Annotated in this window: 21 protein-coding genes; all 21 read left to right on the top strand. The window is 52.4% G+C overall.

Going from position 1 to position 18,571, the window contains the following annotated elements; all coding sequences use genetic code 11:
• The first annotated feature begins 1 nt into the window (after window position 1).
• The 21 genes from JLG71_RS09720 (at window position 2) to JLG71_RS09620 (ending at window position 18,552) form a co-directional block, all read left to right on the top strand.
• Window positions 2-1,195 (top strand): MFS transporter, encoded by a 1,194-nt coding sequence (locus tag JLG71_RS09720; RefSeq protein WP_049112356.1) that lies wholly within the window; start codon window positions 2-4, stop codon window positions 1,193-1,195.
• 220 nt (window positions 1,196-1,415) lie between these two features.
• The gene (locus JLG71_RS09715) at window positions 1,416-2,342 is read left to right on the top strand and encodes a hypothetical protein (protein WP_049112358.1); all 927 of its coding nucleotides are present in this window, start codon (window positions 1,416-1,418) and stop codon (window positions 2,340-2,342) included.
• A 139-nt stretch (window positions 2,343-2,481) separates the two neighbouring features.
• A complete protein-coding gene (locus tag JLG71_RS09710; protein WP_009635172.1) occupies window positions 2,482-2,676 on the top strand; it encodes an AlpA family transcriptional regulator in 195 nt (64 codons plus the stop codon).
• 14 nt (window positions 2,677-2,690) lie between these two features.
• Window positions 2,691-3,278, top strand: coding sequence for a DUF2857 domain-containing protein (locus tag JLG71_RS09705; protein WP_049112359.1), 588 nt, complete (start codon window positions 2,691-2,693; stop codon window positions 3,276-3,278).
• Window positions 3,268-3,477, top strand: a complete 210-nt coding sequence (locus JLG71_RS09700) for a TraR/DksA family transcriptional regulator (RefSeq protein ID WP_009635174.1) — start codon at window positions 3,268-3,270, stop codon at window positions 3,475-3,477. The genes JLG71_RS09705 and JLG71_RS09700 overlap by 11 nt, the downstream gene beginning before the upstream one ends.
• Before the next feature lie 396 nt (window positions 3,478-3,873).
• Window positions 3,874-4,095 carry a hypothetical protein gene (locus JLG71_RS09695; protein WP_049112361.1) on the top strand — a complete coding sequence of 74 codons (222 nt, stop codon included), beginning with the start codon at window positions 3,874-3,876 and terminating at the stop codon, window positions 4,093-4,095.
• 77 nt (window positions 4,096-4,172) lie between these two features.
• Window positions 4,173-4,820: a lytic transglycosylase domain-containing protein gene (locus JLG71_RS09690; RefSeq protein ID WP_200914172.1), complete on the top strand. Its 648-nt coding sequence runs from the start codon at window positions 4,173-4,175 to the stop codon at window positions 4,818-4,820.
• The gene (locus tag JLG71_RS09685; RefSeq protein ID WP_200914306.1) at window positions 4,820-5,098 is read left to right on the top strand and encodes a TrbC/VirB2 family protein; all 279 of its coding nucleotides are present in this window, start codon (window positions 4,820-4,822) and stop codon (window positions 5,096-5,098) included. Before JLG71_RS09690 ends, JLG71_RS09685 begins: the two co-directional genes overlap by 1 nt.
• A gap of 10 nt (window positions 5,099-5,108) precedes the next feature.
• A complete protein-coding gene (locus JLG71_RS09680) occupies window positions 5,109-7,856 on the top strand; it encodes a VirB4 family type IV secretion/conjugal transfer ATPase (RefSeq protein ID WP_200914171.1) in 2,748 nt (915 codons plus the stop codon).
• 23 nt (window positions 7,857-7,879) lie between these two features.
• Window positions 7,880-8,599 carry a type IV secretion system protein gene (locus JLG71_RS09675; protein WP_200914167.1) on the top strand — a complete coding sequence of 240 codons (720 nt, stop codon included), beginning with the start codon at window positions 7,880-7,882 and terminating at the stop codon, window positions 8,597-8,599.
• 10 nt (window positions 8,600-8,609) lie between these two features.
• Window positions 8,610-8,885: an EexN family lipoprotein gene (locus JLG71_RS09670; RefSeq protein ID WP_075208549.1), complete on the top strand. Its 276-nt coding sequence runs from the start codon at window positions 8,610-8,612 to the stop codon at window positions 8,883-8,885.
• A 73-nt stretch (window positions 8,886-8,958) separates the two neighbouring features.
• The gene (locus JLG71_RS09665; protein ID WP_049112368.1) at window positions 8,959-9,990 is read left to right on the top strand and encodes a type IV secretion system protein; all 1,032 of its coding nucleotides are present in this window, start codon (window positions 8,959-8,961) and stop codon (window positions 9,988-9,990) included.
• 222 nt (window positions 9,991-10,212) lie between these two features.
• Complete coding sequence (locus JLG71_RS09660; protein ID WP_049112370.1) at window positions 10,213-10,896, top strand: virB8 family protein; 684 nt, start codon at window positions 10,213-10,215, stop codon at window positions 10,894-10,896.
• Complete coding sequence (virB9, locus tag JLG71_RS09655) at window positions 10,896-11,783, top strand: P-type conjugative transfer protein VirB9 (protein ID WP_049112373.1); 888 nt, start codon at window positions 10,896-10,898, stop codon at window positions 11,781-11,783. Before JLG71_RS09660 ends, virB9 begins: the two co-directional genes overlap by 1 nt.
• A complete protein-coding gene (locus tag JLG71_RS09650) occupies window positions 11,780-13,084 on the top strand; it encodes a TrbI/VirB10 family protein (protein WP_181523134.1) in 1,305 nt (434 codons plus the stop codon). The genes virB9 and JLG71_RS09650 overlap by 4 nt, the downstream gene beginning before the upstream one ends.
• Complete coding sequence (gene virB11 / locus JLG71_RS09645; protein WP_049112378.1) at window positions 13,074-14,102, top strand: P-type DNA transfer ATPase VirB11; 1,029 nt, start codon at window positions 13,074-13,076, stop codon at window positions 14,100-14,102. The genes JLG71_RS09650 and virB11 overlap by 11 nt, the downstream gene beginning before the upstream one ends.
• A gap of 49 nt (window positions 14,103-14,151) precedes the next feature.
• The gene (locus tag JLG71_RS09640) at window positions 14,152-14,454 is read left to right on the top strand and encodes a TrbM/KikA/MpfK family conjugal transfer protein (RefSeq protein WP_049112402.1); all 303 of its coding nucleotides are present in this window, start codon (window positions 14,152-14,154) and stop codon (window positions 14,452-14,454) included.
• A gap of 18 nt (window positions 14,455-14,472) precedes the next feature.
• Complete coding sequence (locus tag JLG71_RS09635; RefSeq protein ID WP_102024239.1) at window positions 14,473-14,778, top strand: hypothetical protein; 306 nt, start codon at window positions 14,473-14,475, stop codon at window positions 14,776-14,778.
• Window positions 14,779-15,525: 747 nt separating this feature from the next.
• Window positions 15,526-17,400 (top strand): type IV secretory system conjugative DNA transfer family protein, encoded by a 1,875-nt coding sequence (locus JLG71_RS09630; protein ID WP_117039760.1) that lies wholly within the window; start codon window positions 15,526-15,528, stop codon window positions 17,398-17,400.
• 10 nt (window positions 17,401-17,410) lie between these two features.
• Entirely contained in the window at window positions 17,411-18,157 is a 747-nt protein-coding gene (gene mobC, locus JLG71_RS09625) for a MobC family replication-relaxation protein (RefSeq protein ID WP_117039829.1), read from the top strand.
• A 107-nt stretch (window positions 18,158-18,264) separates the two neighbouring features.
• On the top strand, window positions 18,265-18,552 hold the full coding sequence (locus JLG71_RS09620) for a hypothetical protein (RefSeq protein ID WP_117039761.1): 288 nt from the start codon (window positions 18,265-18,267) through the stop codon (window positions 18,550-18,552).
• The last annotated feature ends 19 nt before the right edge of the window (window positions 18,553-18,571 follow it).

Here is an 18,571-nt window from a genome sequence, read left to right as displayed (position 1 = left end):
TATGAAAGAACGCATGCCTTTTGTTATATATGTCTTTGCACTCTGCGCTTTTGCTTTGGGATTCACTGAATTTGTCACGATCGGCTTAGTTTCCAGGATATCAGCTGATCTAAACGTCAGTGTCAGTCATGTAGGTACAGCGGTGACAGCCTACGCCCTCGGTGCCGTAATTGGTGCTCCGGGATTAACTGCGTTGGCAACACGATGGCCTCGTAAAAGATTATTACTTGTTGCTATGGGCCTGTTTACAGTTGGCAATGGTATCGTCGGTGCGTCTGAGTCCCTAACGCCTATGTTGATTGCACGATTTGCTTCCGGTTTAGGGCACGGAGTGTTTCTTGCTGTTGCTTCAAGTGTGGCAACCCAACTGGCTGGGCGACATCGTGCTGGCGCCGCTGTTTCGGTCGTTTTTGGCGGTCTTACAATTGCGTTGGCATTAGGCGTACCACTTGGTACCTACATCGGTAGTCTGTTGAGTTGGCAGTCTATATTCATGGCAGTAACGGCAAGTGGAGCGATCGGTTTCATTGGATTGGCAATGCTGATGCCCACGGATCAAAATGATCCCTCCTTGCAAGCAAATGCCATGGACGGTTTAAAAGCCATGTTCAACCCACTACTGCTTGCGGGAGCAGGAATTACAGTTTTGGCCTATGCAGGATCTTTTGCCCTGTATACGTATATTTCCCCGATTCTACTTCAGGTAACGCATGTAGACGAGCGTACGAGTAGTTTGCTTATGTTGGTCTACGGCGTGATGGCCGCTATCGGGAATGTCTGGGGTGGTCGCCTGACTGACAAGCAAGGTGCAGATCGTGCCGTGATGACAATTCTTATTGGTCTGGCGATCGTCCTCTTTGCTATGTGGTTCTCTGTCTCATCCTTAATGTTAATGGCACTGTTTATTGGGTTGCTTGGAGCATTGACATACGCAGCGGTCCCCTCAATGCAAGCAAGAGTGATAGGGCTATCTCACATACATGCACCTGAAGCTCCAGCTGTGGCAGCAGGACTGAATATTGCCGGTTTTAACGGAGGAATTGCATTAGGGTCGCTATTGGGGGGGGTAGCACTGAATGTTACTGGTCTTACAAGCCCTACTTGGGTTGGAGGCGGAGTAGTAATCGTTGGTATTTTATGGATGTTATTACAAATAAATTCTAATAAAAGACGCACCACCTCCGATTACTCCTGATAGTACACATAGCATTTAAAATGGCTCAGTGAACACCAAATCACTGAGCCATTTTATTTTACCTCTTTGAAAAATGTCACAACAAAACATAGGTTATTTTTTATTTTATAAAATCAGCCCATATCATTCTGATCTATTTCATATCAATCAGAATTTTAAACATCTTTCAAAAACACAGCGAAATTCATCAGCAATATCATTGTGTGAAAGGAGATGTATTATGTCAGACAATCCAACTTGCCTAAACATTAGAGATGGAATTCCAGACTGGATAACTATAAGGGAGGCGGTAAGACTTCTCAATGCATTGAATGGGTGTAAAATAAGAAAAAGTGATTTTTATCGATTTGCTCTGCAAGGGAAAATTCGGTTTTCAATATATTTTCAATCCCCAGTAATATTGAGGAAAATTAAATCACGAAATCATAAATTAAAGCTAAGACCAATAGAAAATTCGTCAACGATGAAATCATTCATGCCTGCCGAAAGTTCCTTTGTCAACGAGAACAATTTAACTTTCAGTACTGAAGGAAGATATATCCACCCTGTACAAAGAGTCATTGACACAACATTACTCGGCTATGAATATGTCCTTATACAGCGTTTACTTGCACATTCATTAAAGATACCATCACCTGTAACAGGAGCAAAGTCGAATAATTATGGTATTACCGTCTGTTTATTGGGGGAATCGTTTCAACTTTTCGAAAAGATGACATGGCATGAAAGAATCGAACGACACGTAAAAAGGCTACCTAAAGATATTTCATCAGATGATTACGAAGATATAATACTAAACGCTACAAAGAAAGATTCGCATAAATATTATTTTCCTATGCATGAATTACCGAGTGATGCCTGCTTTGTCCTCAGAAAAAGTGAACTTGATAAGTTGATCAACAAACCGATCGAAAAAGAAATACTTCAACCGTCTCCAACTCGGATATCCACCCCTCTATCACGCCTCTTCTGGCTTGCCTGCAAAAATAATGAAACTATTAGTCCGTTAATCATGCAACCGTATAAATTATTGTCCATTTTTGAACAATGGGCATCTGAGGAAGGCATTACTGATCGATTCAGTGGCGACACGCTGAAGACAGCGCTTGAGCGCGGCTCGCCCTCTTCCATATCGGCACAAAAGTAAGATGATGTCCCTTTGCAGTGTAAGTCCGTATTAAGGATTGTATTTTCCGTAATACGGACTCATCAGCTTTCGCCACACCACGACTTTGTGTTGTCGTGTGTTCTCCCGGCTAGCGCTATATCTGCCACAGGAGAATACCGTGACATCTCATCAGTTATTACGTCTGAAACAGGTTGAGGAAAAAACGGGCCTGAAGCGCTCTCAAATCTATCTGTATATGAAAGACGGCACCTTCCCCCGCTCAATCAAGATTGGCCCGGCCAGTGTCGCCTGGCTCGAATCGGAAATTGACGAATGGATCAATATTAAATTAGTCCGCCGCTCAATAGGCTGAAGGGAGAAAATACCATGATTATCCCGTCACTGAATTACGCCGTATTAACCGATGCCCTGCATGCATTGAAGGATGGCAACATTCGTTACTGTGAATCGCTAGGATTCACTTTCGACGAAATGAATGCCCTCAACCAATTATCACTAGACGAGCTGTTTATCATCAGTCGGGAGTCTGCGCAGTTTTTGGCTGTGACGGTTCATCACGACGCGTTACACCTGCTTCTGGCGAAATCCCGTGAGGAGGTTCTGCAGCAGCAACGTATCAACCACGCTATCCGGCTGGGTGGGTCAATTGCGCTACTCAACAAGTATTTTGGCCTCACCTCCAACGAAGTTTGCCTTCGCCGCCGCTTACTGGGCGTCCGTGTGCCTTATGGCCGGACGCCAGAGCCGGACGAAGAGACGGATGCGGCCATCTGGCGGCAATGGCAACAATGCCGGGTGGCCAACCTGGAATCGACCGATGCGTTGGCCGCCATGATGCAGGTAACGCAAACCCTGCTGCCGAAAGTCGAAGGGTTGTCACTGACCATCGTCTGGAAGCGTATCGCACTTTGCGAACAGGAGGCGTCAGACCGGAGGGCCGCCCATGCCAGATGAGATTGACCGCGATCAGGAATTTAATGAGCAACGACTGGAGGATATGATTGAACAGAGTCGTTTTAAGCCAGGGTCTACGCCATCATTATTCCATTGTCGTGTATGCGGTAAGCCCATTCCTGAAAAGCGACGGCAGGCACTTCCGGGCATAACCACCTGCACGGAATGTCAGGAAAAACTTGAACGCCGAAGACGTTAATAATGGTCACAGAGACATGCAGGAATATTTCCCCTGCATGTCTCTATCATTAACTATAAATCCACAGTCGTCTTTATTAACTATTTCACTTCCTTTTATTTACCCCAAAGCTTATCCGCTTCTACCGCTAATTTATCTCTCTCATTTTAACTTTGAATTTATCGTTTATATACCGCCCCGGATATCTGATCCTGAAAGCGTCATTACATAATAGTTACCCGTATTGACGTAAATTTGCCTGAATCAGGCGTTGCTCTTTAAAAATAAGGTTCGGGCTGTCACGAAACCACAATTCAGGGTGCCGCTGAATGTTCTCGCTGACCCGTTAAAACCGGAATGCAGAATTGGGATGTGACATTTCTTTAACTCATCCTTGTTTTTAGTAGAGGAGGCCACATGCGAAAACCCATTTATCAGGTATTTGTCACCCATGAAAGTCAGCCCGACCCGCAGGGTGAAAAAAACACCTGGTGGACGAAAGTCGGCGTGGCTTTTGCCCATCACGGTAAACCCGGCCTGAACGTGGTACTGACACCCGGCATTGCCGTTTCCGGCAAGTTAGTGCTCCTTGAGCCCAGGGATGACGGCGACGCGACACAGGATACTCAGCCCATTTAACCGACCTTCCCTCTTTTCCCGGCCCTGTGCCGTCTGATGGCGGTACGCGTTGCCCGGTTTACCATTCCGAGGCCACCATGCTTTCCACCACCGTATTTCTGGCGGCGGCCATGCAGTGCGCCGCCAGCGTTCACCCGTCGACGGCACTTGATGTGGCGCGGGTCGAATCCGGTTTGAATCCGTATGCCATCGCTGAAATTCTGCCCGGTGGCAAAGGCGTGACTTCACATTTCCCCGCCAGCAAGGATGAGGCCGTCAGTCTAACCGGACGGCTGGCGGCACAGGGCCGACGTTATTCGGTCGGGCTGATGCAAATCACCAGCACCAATTTCCGTCATTACCGCGTGAGTGCCCGTGACCTTCTTAACCCCTGTACCAACCTGTCCGTTTTTGAGCGCATCCTCACCGACTGCTACCGCCGCGGCGGTTCCCTCAAGCGTGCGCTCAGTTGCTACTACTCAGGAAATTTCACGACCGGCCAACAGCCGGAATCCGCGTTTAACCACACCAGCTACATCCAGCGCATCGGCTACGCCGTGCCGTCGACGCAGGAAGACCGGCAGCGACCTCCCGCCGAAAAGCTCATGCCGGAAATCCATTACCCCACCGCCGTCATGCGTGGCGAGCTTACCGATAACGCCACGCCAGTACTGGCATCCCTGCGCTACCCCAATGCCGTGATACGCGGCGCGTTACCCATTCCCGGCCCCCAGGAGGAACAATGATGAAAAGAAAAGAGTATGACTGGCCCGTCCTCTCTTCCTTGTTAATGGCAAGCCCGGTGCTGGCAGCAGACAGCGGATTTAATAAAGCCAATGAGACGCTGAGTAACACTTCCACAGGCCTGCTCGGACTGGCCGCCGTCACCATCACGCTTGCCACCATGTGGGTAGGATACAAAGTCTTGTTTGACGGCAAGAGCCCCCATGACGTGCGCAACGTCATCATTGGCGCCATCCTTATCGTCGGTGCGTCAGGTTTCGGTGCCTACTGGGCGTCATAAGGAGGTAACGATGGCTACGCTGAACAAAGCGCTGACGCGGCCTGCCGCCATAGCCGGCATTCCCCTCGTGCCGTTCGTGATGGTCAGCGGGGCCATCGTCCTGCTGGCGGTCTATGTCAGCTATTACCTGATATTACTGCTTATTCCGGCCTGGCTGGAGATGAAGGCAAAGGCCAGAACCGATATTCACTATTTCGGCCTGCTCTGGCTGGCCTTTAAAACCCGTGGCCGTTTTGGCACCAATAAACATTTTGGTGCCAATGCCCTGCTGGCAAACCGCTATGACGCTGTCGACGTCTCGGAGTTTATTGAAAAGATGAAGTTAAACGAGCGCGTTACGCTGGATAAATACATTCCGTATTCCTCCCATATTCACCCGCACGTCATCAGAAACCGCCAGGGTGATTTGGTTGCCAGTTGGGAGCTGGAGGGCACCGTTTTTGAATGCGAGGACGAACATCATCTGACGTTAATGGCGACGCATCTCAATAACGTTATTCGTGGGTATGAAGGTCTGCCGGTTACCTTCTATCTTCACCGTATCCGGGAAAAGTACCACGATGTCTTTGACTCGAATTCAGGCATTCCCTTTTCTGATGAAGTGACCCGGCTGTATTACCAGCCGATCCGCGAAAAACCGTTCTGGCGTCACCGGCTGTTTTTCACCCTCTGCTACGCGCCCTTCTCTCCGCTGGAGAAAAAGGCCATGAAGGCGCAGCCGTCCGGTAAACGCAAAGCGGCGCTGGATGATGCTCTGAAAGTGATGCTGGAATACCGGGAGGCGCTGGCTTCGGCGCTGTCCCGCTATACGGCGACGCCGCTGGGGAAGTATGAAGAAAACCGGCGGGTGTATTCCGCCCAGCTGTCCTTGTATCACCGCCTGCTCACCGGCCAGTGGCAAAAGGTGGCGGTCACGCGTGCACCGTTTTATGAAACATTAAGCACGCCGGATGTCTTTTTTACCACCGACACCGCCGAGTGCCAGACCGTCGGCGGCTCCCGTTTTTTCCGCAGTCTGGAAATCAAAGATTACTCGCCGGAAACCGCGACCGGCCTGCTGGACGCGCTGCTGTATGCCGAAAGCGAGTATGTGCTGACGCAGTCCTTCACCTGCATGGCCCGCGATGAGGCGCAGAAGCATATTCGCCTGGCGGAAAAGCGCCTGAATTCGGCGGATGACGACGCCATTTCGCAGCGTGAAGAGCTGATTGTACTGCGTGACCTGCTCCAGTCAGGACATGTCTCGTGCGGAAAGTACCACTTCTCCCTGCTGGTATCTTCAGACAGCCCCGAGCAGGTGGTAAAGGATGCCAACGCGCTGGCGCAGCCTTTCGCCGACCTCGGCATCATGACGACGCTGTCCACGCTGTCGCTACCCGCCGCGTACCTGGCGCAACTGCCGGGGATGTATACGCTGCGCCCCCGTCTGGTGGCCGTCAGCAGCCAGAACTTTGCCGACCTGGCGAGCCTGCACAACTTTCATCCCCACAAGCGGAGCGGCAATCCCTGGGGTGACGCCATCGCCATTCTGACATCACCCGGCGGCAGCGGGTATTACCTGAACCTGCATGACAGCCAAAGCGGACGGGATGACTCCAACGAAAAAACGCCGGGTAACACGGCGATTATCGGTAAAACCGGCTCAGGGAAGACGATGCTGATGACCATGATGCAGCAACTGATGCAGAAGTACCGCAATCCTGCGACGTTCAGCGCCTCAGCCACAATCCAGCGGTTCACCACGGTCTATTTTGATAAGGACCGGGCGGCGGAAGTAGCGATACGCCAGATGGGCGGACGCTACTTCCGTATCCGTACCGGCACTCCCACCGGGTTTAACCCGTTTTCGCTTGCCCCAACCCGGCGGAATATCAGCTTTATCAAACGACTGGTACGTATGCTGTGCCGACGCAACGGCAAGCCGCTCGATCCGCGCGATGAGGAGCGGATCAGTGCCGCCGTAGATACCATTATGCTCGACTACCCGCCGGAATACCGCAAGTTCGGTATCACCCGGCTGCTGGAAGTCCTGCCGGAGCCGCCAACCCCCGACGCCCGCATCAACGGGCTACGTATTCGCCTTAAACAGTGGGCGCAGGGCGGCGAGTTCGGCTGGGTATTCGACAATGAGGAGGACACCTTCAATATCAGCGACGTCGAAAATTTTGGTATCGACGGTACGGAATTTCTCGATGATGACGACATTCGCGGCCCCATCACGTTTTATCTGCTTTACCGCGTCACCGGCCTGCTGGACGGTCGCCGGCTGGTGATGTTCATGGACGAGTTCTGGAAATGGCTGGCCGATGTCGAATTCTCCCGCTTCTCGCTCAATATGCTGAAAGTGATCCGCAAACTGAACGGCATCTTCGTCTCCGCCACGCAGTCGCCTGACGAAATCGTCAAGCACCCGATTGCCCCGGCGATTATCGAGCAGTGCAGCACGCAGATTTTTCTCGCCAACCCGAAGGCCAGCAGGGCGGATTACGTGGAAAAGATGAAAGTGCCGGAAAGTGTTTACGACATCGTCAGAAACCTCGATCCGGGTGAGCGCTCTATGGTGGTCCTGAAAACGCCGTTACGCGCGGGTGAAACCCGGCCTTTTGTGGCGATGGCGAAAATGGATTTATCGGGTCTCGGGAAACTTACCAAAATGCTGAGCGGCAGCGAAGACAACCTGAAACTGTTCGACACCCTGTATCAGGAAGGACTGCAGCCTGATGACTGGAAAGGCGCCTTCCTTGAACAAGCTCTGTAATAATCCTGACGGAGGTAATGAAAATGCGGTTCAGAGATATCATACTGGCGTTATCGTTGTTTATTTCCACCCAGGCGATGAGCGCCGGAATACCGGTTTTCGACGCCGTACAGCATACCGAATCCATGAATCAGTGGATCCAGAAACTCCAGCAGTGGCAGGAAACCGTCACCCACTATAGAAGTGAACTCGATGCCTACAAGCAGCAATTAGCCACGGCAACGGGCGTGCGGGACGTTCAGGCATTTCTCCGCGAGGCCAAAAGTCTGAAAACCGATATAGATAATCTTCGTCAAAACGGTATTTCACTGGATGACCTGCTGAGCAACCAAAGCGGGTCATATTCGTCTGAACTGAATAGCTTGTATAACAAATATAAAACGTTCGATACCTGTAACCCGTCCAGCTCGTCACAACGCTATCTGGACAGCTGCAAACAGATGATCCTGAATCAGGCTGTAGCAATAGAAAATACGTCCGAGGTTGAAAACAAGATCACGGGCACGCTCGACGATATATCAGATTTATCAGACCGTATTGCTAATGCGCAGGATTCGAAAGAGTCACAGGACCTGGCTAACGCCATCGCGGCCAAAAGCGTACAATTGAATGCGCTGACCAGCCAGTGGGAAATGTCAGTCAAACAGGCTGAACAGCGAACAACGCTGCTGGAACAGCAAAAACAGAAGGCCTTTGAGCAACAGCAATTAACTGCGCCCGTTGCCGATCTGAACTCTCTATAGGGAGGTTAACATGTTAAAACCCGTATTAACCTTATGCGTCATGTCAGGCATTTTCGTCTTATCCGGTTGTAAAGAAACGAAATCAGAAGCCTGGTATAAAGAACATCCCGATGAGACCTATAAGGTCTATACGCAATGCCTCAAGGATGGCGAGGCAAGCGACAACTGCGAGTTTGCGCACCGGGCAGCACTCATGTTTGCCCAGACAGGCAAACCCGGCATTCGGGAAAAATTCGAGACGCTGTTTCAGCAGGAAGCCCAAAAAAGAAAATCCGTCACTCAGTAAGATCCCCGCCAACAAAAACAGGGATCCCTTCCTGTTTTTATCCCCTGTCTGTTCCTGACTAATGAGAGGCACCATGTCCGGTGGTATTTTTGTTGGTATGGACAAAAACATCATGGATGGACTTAACGCCGTGTTAGAAGGTCAGTCTTCTACCTACGGCACCCTAATCAGTGCGATTATCGTCAGTTCCTTCACCCTATTTATTACGTATCGCGGGTATCAGACGCTTGGCGGCAAACTCCAGACACCGGTTGAGGATGTTGTCTGGGATGTGGGTCGTATGTTGCTTATTACTACCTTTATTTTAAACCGCGATGGCTGGCTGAATGCCATCATTGCAGCCATTGAAGGGCTTAAGGATGGCATCAGTGGCGATGATAATGTCTGGGCGCTGCTCGACACGGTGTGGGAAAAGGCACAAGCGCTGGGGCAAACGCTGTTTAATCTCGATACCTCCACCTACGTAAAAGTGAATGGCGGTTTTGCCGAGGTGCTGGTCTGGGGCGGTGCAATCTTTCTGTTATTGGCTGCAACCTTTGTCAACCTGCTCGCCGAAATCACCATTCTGTTAATGACCACCACCGCCCCACTCTTTATTTTCTGCCTGCTGTACGGTTTTCTTAAACCCATGTTTGATAACTGGCTGAAAACAATATTTACCGCAATCTTAACGATCATGTTCTCTGCCCTGTCTGTCCGGATCGCCATCAACTACCTGAGTAAAATACTGGATGCCGCCACAGCAACGTCTGCTGAAAGCAATATGGTGACCCTGGCGGCGCAATGTTTGCTGGCCGGGATTGCCGCAGGCGTCGTGGTGTATTTTTCAGCGAAAATAGCCACTGCGCTGAGCGGTGCCGCCGTACAGGCCGTGTTACAGGGTGCCGCCATGAGCGGACTGAGCGGGCTGGTCAGCAAATCTGCCGACGTCGCCAGACCCGGCATAAAGGCAGGGGGCCGACTGACCGCCAAAGGTGGCATGGCAGCAGCCGCGACAACCGGCAGGTTCATTGCCGCAGGTGCGGGCAAAGCCGTGAACGCCTGGCAGAAACGTGCCACCGCCATCGAAAGCATGAAACGCCAGAATCAGCAGCGTCACCGTTAATCCTCCCGACCGCTAATTTCTTTTCTCCGTCACGCCGTGGCCTCTGCCAGCGGTGCGGCTTTCCTGCATTTATCCGATAAGAGGCTTCCATGAAATTCAGCATCTTGCTTATGTTGCTGTGCGCGCTTACGGGCTGCGCGCAGCATCATGGCGACCTCCCGCCGGTGTCCGGCGATCCCCAGCCGGTTAATTCCCCCGCCATCATTCAGGAGCTGGCTCACCATGTCTGATATTCAGCGCATCATCAATGTCTCCCGCTCTTTTGAATCCATCCTGCTGGAAGAGGAAGAGCGTTCCCGCAAAACTGCCTGGCGGGTGGCCGCTGCCGGGCTGATTCTGGCTGCACTGGCAATTACAGCCATTCTTATTCTGCTGCCGCTGAAAACCACTGACATTGAATTGTGGTCGGTGGACAAACAGACCGGTCGTTATGAGTATATGACCCGCCTTAAAGAGCGGGATATTGCGTCTGAAAAAGCGCTGGTCCATTCACTGGCGGCACACTATGTCAGGCTCCGTGAGGGATATAATTATTTCTCCCTCCAGCGTGATTACGACGACGTACAGTTATTTAACAGCGACAGCGTGAACCGGGATTATCTGGACGGGTTTAACGGCGACCAGGCCCCGGACGTTATTTTTAATAAAGCCGAATATGTCGTCTATATCGACATTATTTCCAATGTGCATGCGCCTGCCACCGGGCCGGATAACCTGGCAACACTGCGTATTAAGCGCACCCTCCGCCGTATTTCTGATAATTCAGTGAAAACGGACTTCTGGAATATCCGCCTCACTTACCGCTATGTCCCGCATCAGCAACTGACGGACAGCCAGCGTGAAGTGAACCCGCTGGGCTTTATCGTCACCAGCTACCAGCGCGATAAAGAACTGAGGAGCGAATGATGCTGAAAAACATCCTGCTCCTGACGGGCTTACTGGCGTCATGCGCGACATGGAGCGCCGCCACCCCGCGCGGCAGCGCCTATGACAGCCGGATGCAGAACGTATCGTATAACAGCCAGAACGCCACCGTGGTGAATACCCGCCCCGGCTACGTCACCACGCTGCTGTTTGACGACGATGAAGCTGTGATTGATGTGCAAGCGGGTTTTCCCAAAGGCTGGACGGTCACGAAAAGTGATAACCGGGTGGGCGTCAGCCCGAACCCCATCACCCAGCCGGTGACGGACGCCAGCGGCAACAACGTCAGCCAGGTGTTCCTGCCCACGGCAAAGGACTGGAAGACCAACCTCTTCGTGGTGACCTCAAAGCGTGATTACAGCCTGGAGCTGAACGTGCTGGACCACGATTCCCCCGCGCAGGCGTTCGTTATCCGTTACCACTATCCGGCCGAGGTTCGCCAGCAATCCGCCGCCGCCAGCGCCGCACGTCAGACGCAGCAGCGTGAAAGACAGGAGAAGCAGCAAATAGCGGCAGCATTCGGACAGGCCAGCACGCCGCGCAACTGGCGCTACACCAAACGGGTCGCCGCCGGTTCGGCCACCATCGCACCGGATTTTGCCTGGGATGATGGTCGTTTTGCTTATATCGGTTTTTCCCCCATCAGAACCCTGCCTTCCGTTTTCCGGGTGGTTAACGGACGGGAGCAGGCGCTCACGCCCCGGACAGTTAAGCTGGGTAATTACATCGTGATGGTGGTGCCGGCAGCGCCACAACTGGTGTTGCGTTACGGCACCTCGGTGGTGGGGATCGAAAACGACGGATTCGGGCGCATCCCGATAACCCGTAGCGACACTGTTTCACCGTCCGTTACGCTGGAGGCGAAATGACCGATAAAGCTGTCCCGGATGAACCGGAAAAAACCACCGCAGAGCGGGAAGCGGAGGCCCGCGAACGCGCCCGTGCGGCAATGGCGTATCAGGAGCCGGAGCAGAAAACGCCGCCCGGCCAGCCTGAAGTGACCCGTTTCCGTAAGGCATCCGGTCGCCGCACGCTGATCGTCAGCCTGCTGAGTCTGGCGCTGGTGATCGCCCTGGCATCCGGCGGCGATCGGATTTTCAGTGCATTGAAAGGGGGTAATGAGAAAGAAGCCGACACCGCGCCGCAAACCTCCGCCGGGAAGACGCTGAATGAGCGTCAAAATCTGGGGATGGACAGTAACCCGTTTGGCCTGTTCGGGCCGCACACACAGGACAGAACAGACCCTGCCCGCCAGGCCGTCACTCCCGCACCCACCCTGCCACCGGCCCCACCCGCCCTGAACAAGGCAGCCGCACTGGCTGACGGGCTGAACAACGCCCGAACAATGCCGGGCGATAATGCACGCACGTCCCCGGGTGAAACGCGTAGCAACGCAAAAACGTCCAACGGTCCGTCATCATCCACGACATACACATCCTGTCCGTCAGTACTGTCCAGGGGAAAGGATGGCAACCTGCGCTGCCCGGAGACTGCCGCGCCGGAAACGGGTAACAACGACAATCCAGGCGTCGCCCGTGTCACCGGCGTCAAACGGCTGGGCCTCGATCCTGATCTCTATATCCCGGTGGACCGCTATATCCCGTGTTCGATGATGTGGCGCTTCGTGTCCGATGTCGGGGGGCATATTTCCTGCCTGATCAGTGAAGATGTTTACAGCGCCAGCAACCATGTGACGCTGATCCCGGCGGGAACGATCGCCCGTGGCATCTACCGCACCGGGGCGCTGCAACACGGACGCAGCCGGATGTTTGTACTGTGGACGGAGCTGCGTACGCCTGAGCCCGGCAGCCTGCAAATCCCGCTAACTGATACGCAGGCCAGCGGCCCGCTCGGCGAGGCGGGGATCGCCGGCTGGATCGACAACCACTTCTGGGAGCGCTTCGGCAATGCCCTGATGCTCAGTACCGTGCAGGACGTGGCAGCGGCGGCGTCGGATGCTGCCCCGGGGAAAGACCGCAATACCGACTACACCGAAAACACCCGCGCCGCCACGGCGGAAATGGCGAAAACGACGCTGGACAACAGCATCAATATCCCGCCCACCCTGTACCTGAATCAGGGTGATGTCATCGGCATCATGACCGGCACCGATATTGATTTCTCATCCGTCTGGCAGTTGCGACTGAAAAAGAGGTGGTATGAACGCTGAAAACCTGTCGCTGGATTTTATGAAAAACCAGCTGTTTGGTGATTTTATTGCGCAGGACGGCCTGACGGAAATTGCCGTTAACCGGCCGGGTGAACTGCATACCAAAATCCGGGGAAAATGGCGAAAACATGATTCCCCGATTACGCTGCGTCAGTGTTACGCCTTTGCCAGAGCGCTGGCGTCGTGGCAGGACGATAATATCGACGACACCTCGCCGATCCTTTCCGCCACGCTTGAATCAGGCGAGCGCATTCAGGCCATTATTCCCCCCGCATGTGAGCGTAATACCGTGTCTATTACGCTGCGCAAACCCTCATTCGGGCAGAAAACACATCAGTCATGGATTGATGCGGGATTTTATAACCGGGTAAGCGGTCAGGAGCGAACGGAAGGCAAAGATGTTGAACTGACCCGCTATTATCAGAGTGAGGATATGCCCCGCTTTATGGAAAAAGCGGTGGAATACGGTAAAACGATTTTTATTGTGGGTGAAACAGGCTCCGGTAAAACCACCTATATGAAAACGCTGCTGCACTCTATTCCCCGGCACCTCAGGCTGACCACCATCGAGGATAATCCCGAAATCCGGTTCTATCACCACACCAATTATGTCCATCTCTTTTATCCGGCGGATGCCGGGGATAATGCTATTGTCACGCCCGGCAGGCTGATACGCGCCAATTATCGTATGAACCCTGACCGGATATTACTGGCTGAAATTCGCGGACAAGAAGCCTGGGATGCGCTGAAAATCGTCGGTTCCGGGCATGAGGGATTGATGACCTCCCTGCATGCGGGCAGCCCGGAAGAATGTATTGAAGGGTTAATTGACCGCTGCTATGAAAACCCCGACTGCCGGAACATGCCTTTCGACGTGCTGTTACGCAAGGTGCTTAAGAGCGTTGATGTGATAGTCAGCATTGATATTCACGGTGACATACGCCGGATGAGTGATGTTTATTTTAAACCCGTTCATCTCAATGACATGAGAGGTGTATTCAGTAAAGGTCTTCAATAAATAAATTATCGAATTACGCAACCCTCGTTTAAATATGAAGATGACCGAAATGAAAAAAGTAATACCCTCCGTATTATTACTCAGCGCTATGGCGTCATGTTCCACCTCCGTCATGGCCGCTGACGCCTGTAAAGTGGTGTTATGCATGTACGGTAAAGCCACCGGTAACGGCGGCGGCAATGAATGCCATTCGGCCGAACGTTCATTCTTTAATATCGTGGAAAAGAACAAGCACGGTTTTCTGCCGGACCACACTGCCGATGCCAGAAAATCATTTTTACTTGAGTGCGATTCGGCAGACCCGGCAATTATCAGCCAGATAATCAGTAAATTTGGCCGCGTGCGTAGTTAATTAGCGGAGGTTATCTTTATGACCAACCCGGGTTTTATTCAGCATCCCTGGACACGTCAGCGTGGGGATTCCATGCGCGCAGCCTGTGTTATTGAGCACATTGAAAATGAGGCGATGCACGGATGCGGCCTTTATTATGAAATTTATCACTACCGGGTTGTCTGCCGGTTATTGCAGTTGATGCAAACGCTGAATGCCACCGACAGAATAACGCTGACAGAGGAAGCCAACCGGCGAGGGTTTACGCTGGATGAAACCAGCATTAAAGAAAGTCGTCAGTGTTATTCCGACATCATCAGGGAAATCCGTGAGAGCCACTATTAACCCCCTGCTTTGATTTTATTCGCGGATCCCCTATGGCACCGGAATATTTTAGCCGAGTCCGGCTTAAGGCGTGGTGGTTTTCAGGTTTTTACGGCCCCACATTTTTCGCGGATTAAGGCGTGAAGAAATGCGGGCCGTAAAAATGAGGCAGCGGACAGAATTATTTTCGCGGGTTAAGGAGCGAAAATAGTTCAGGCACCGCGCCTCACCGGCAAACAGCCGCGCCCACGCGGATTTTGTCGGCCGGGGGGAGCCGAATAAATTTCGCCGCCCCAGCGAGCGAAAAGCTGTCGCCCACGACAGCGGTTTATTTGGGGGGCATAGCCCCGCACACCGTCGCGGCTAAGTCTCCGGCCAAAAGCCGGTAGCGTGGCGCGACCACCCTCTTTAAAGGTCAGCTTCCCTTTTATTCCCGCGGCGAGGAACGAGCTAAGGGAAGAAAAAGGCGAAAGCGACCGTCTTAAAGGGGGTGGTCGCGCGTAGCGGGCGACGGTGTGCCGCCGTTGACGTCGGGGGTTTTGGCGCGGCGTCCAGCCACGACATTACCCCCATGCGACATATCATAAGGGCATCCAGCCCGCATGTACTGGCGCATGCCGTGTCGTGCAGGGAAGCATGCTTTCCTGCACATGGCCGCACAGCGGCCACCTTCTTCGTCCCTGACGTTCGCCCCGCCTTTTCGCCCGACCCCGTGGGGCGAATTGATGGGGCGATGTCATGGGGCGAACTGCTGACGAAGGAGGCATCGTGATTTTGAATAAGCTGGCCGTTTCACTGTCGCCGATAGCGAATGGCGCGCTGAGCTTCATTGCTTGTATGCAACAGCACCAGATGATGCTGGCGCTGTTATCGGGGCTGACGATGCCGTTTTTCGCGTCGATGAAAAGCGATGAACGGCAAAAAGCCCCGTTGTGGCAAAAGCTGATTATGGCTTTTTCCATGCTGTGTTTTCTTTCCGGTACGATGGGGCCGGTTGTTATATGGATTTTCCAGTGGCTTTATCAGGGTCGAACAGTTACCCGCGTTCCAGTTCTGGAATGGTCAACATTAATTACTTTCACCATAGCAGGCTTTATTTTCCATATTCTGTTGCGCAGGGTATTAACCCCTGAATTAGACAAAATAAAGAAACACCTCGTCAGGAAAACAACGCTTGAACGGGAATTACGTACCGATGTGCGCACGGTGAAATCCCTGCTGCCGGAAACGCTGCATTATGACCCACTGGATTATATCGACCTGAACAAAGGGTTATTTATAGGCATTGACCGAGATATTCAGCCGATGTACCTGCCGTTAAAAGACTGGCAAAAACAACACGCGGATATTATCGGCACCACCGGCGCCGGTAAGGGCGTTGCCACCGGGATATTACTTTATCAAAGTATTCTGGCCGGTGAAGGCGTATTTGTGATGGACCCCAAGGATGATGAATGGGCACCCCACCTTTACCGCAAGGCCTGTGAAGATGCAGGCAAACCTTTTGCCTTAATTGACCTGCGAAAACCCCAATACCAGTTAAACCTGATTGAAGAGATCACCGCCGATGAACTGGAAGAGCTTTTTGTTGCCGGGTTCAGCCTGGCAGAAAAAGGTCAGGAGTCGGACTTTTACCGCATTGACGACCGGAAAGCGGCCCGGATAGCCGCGCAGTTTGTTAATCAACATACCACCGCAACCATTCGGGATGTTTATAACGGCGACTACGTTCAGGGTATTGCGGATAAGATAAAAGCCTTTTTCGGGAAAATTGAAGAGCTGGCCTTGCTCAATGCCATTAATGCGCCGAGAGGATTTTCGCTTAATACGATATTTGAGGAAGGCGGTTGCTGCTACGTGATTGGCTCAATGCGCAACAGCAAAATCATTACCACTCAACGCATGTTGCTGGTTCGCCTGTACCAGCTGGCAGAAAGGCGCGAGCGAGTGAAAGACGTGCCCCGCCCCATTGCTATTTATCTTTCCGAACTGAAATACCATTTATCCAGGCCCGCGCTGGAAGGCTTAGGCGCGGCACGCGATAAAGGCGTGCATATTATTATGGACCACCAGTCGATTGCCGATTTAAAAGACTGTCCGGCAGATTTGAAAGGCGACGCTGTTGTCGGCGCAGTCGTTGAGAACGCTAAATTCAAACTGGTTTATCGTGTCATGGATCCTGACACCGCTGAATGGGTGGCCCGGATGTCAGGCACCATATTAGTCGATGATGAGGTCCGCAAAGCGAAAACCGATGCCGTGCTGACAGAGACTATCGACGATGAACGCACCATCAGGCAGGCGGAGCGTTTCTTTACCGACAGCAATATGATCCTGAACTTACCCGATTTTGTCAGCTTCATCTTCACGACAAAAGCACTCCCGTCTGCTTCTCTGATTTCGCCCATCAGGGTGAAAAAACGCGAACTGGAGATCTGTGCCGTGTCGCCCGCGATTGCCGCCAATGCCGCAACGGTAAACATCACCCTGGATTTTAACGAGGAGGAAACTTCCCCCGGACCCGCATCAAAGACGGATATCACCACAACGCGACCCGATCTTTTTTTTGATAATACGGACGAAGAAGACACAACAACACCGAACGCCGATAAAGAGGAAAATCCATCATTGCTGGATTTTTAAAGGGGGAATGATGCTGATCACTGCATACCGCGAACGCCAGACGCGACACCACGAAAAAATACAACGACTGCTGAATTTTCTGAAGGAAGAAACGTACAGTGACTTTAAAACACTGATGCTGCTGTTCGGGTTCAGGGATCATAAATCGCTGTATTCCCTGCTTTCAAAAGTAGAGGGCATGGGCTTAATACACAAGCATATCCTGGTATCGCGTACGATGAGAATTTCATTATGGGGCATTACCAGTGACGGACTGGCCGTAGTGTTAACCCCCGGCGATGCACTTTTTCCGGCACGGTTTGAGCCGTCAAAAATCACCGGCTGGACACTCGAGCATCACCTTGATAATCAGGCAACCCGTATCATCCTGGAGCAAAAAGGCGCATCCGGATGGATAAACGGCGATCGCACGACGTTCCTCAGCCGGTATAAGGTCAGTCATCGCCCGGACGGGTTGATCACCCTGCCCAGCGGCACCGTGATCGCCATTGAGACCGAGCGCCGCCTGAAAACCAGAGCCCGTTACCAGTCGATCATGGCCAGTCATTTGCTTGCCCGAACCCGTAAAGACTGGATTTACGTTTTTTATATCGTGCCGGACCAGCAGAAAAAGCGTGGTCTTGAACGGTTGTTTGACAGCATCCGGCACGTTATCGTTAACCATCAGCACATCCCGCTGGAAACCCGCCACCGAAATGTCTTCCGCATCTACACGCTCGACGAGCTGCGACGGCTCGATTTAGGCAACTGCATATAGTTGTTCTGTATCACCAACTGCCCCAACCCGCCCACCAGCAGCGCAACGACCGGAAATCATGCCCTACCGAAATACTCCCCCACCATCAGAATAGACAGGACACCAAAATGAACAGAGAAACTGACCGACTTTCGGACGTACTGACTGAAATGAGCGCAAAAGCGCTGATCACATGGATGACGAATTCCGCATTACAGGACATACCGCGCGAAGCATTACTGACTCGCGGCAACGATTTTGTGTACGCCCTCCACGCAAATTTTGTGCTGATGCGCGATGTCCTCTCAGAAACGCTGGAAGATATTGAGCAGCAAAGCCATGAACTCGAAGAAAGACTGGATAATCTGGAACAGCGGCTACTTGCGGTTCAGGCAGTTGCTGGTAACCGAGAATAGCTGCCCATTCAGTCCTGTC

The sequence above is a fragment of the Klebsiella michiganensis genome, from assembly GCF_015139575.1.
GTDB classification, from domain to species: domain Bacteria; phylum Pseudomonadota; class Gammaproteobacteria; order Enterobacterales; family Enterobacteriaceae; genus Klebsiella; species Klebsiella michiganensis.
The sequence above is the reverse complement of the archived record's forward strand: the minus strand, read 5'-3'. Positions and strand labels throughout refer to the sequence as shown.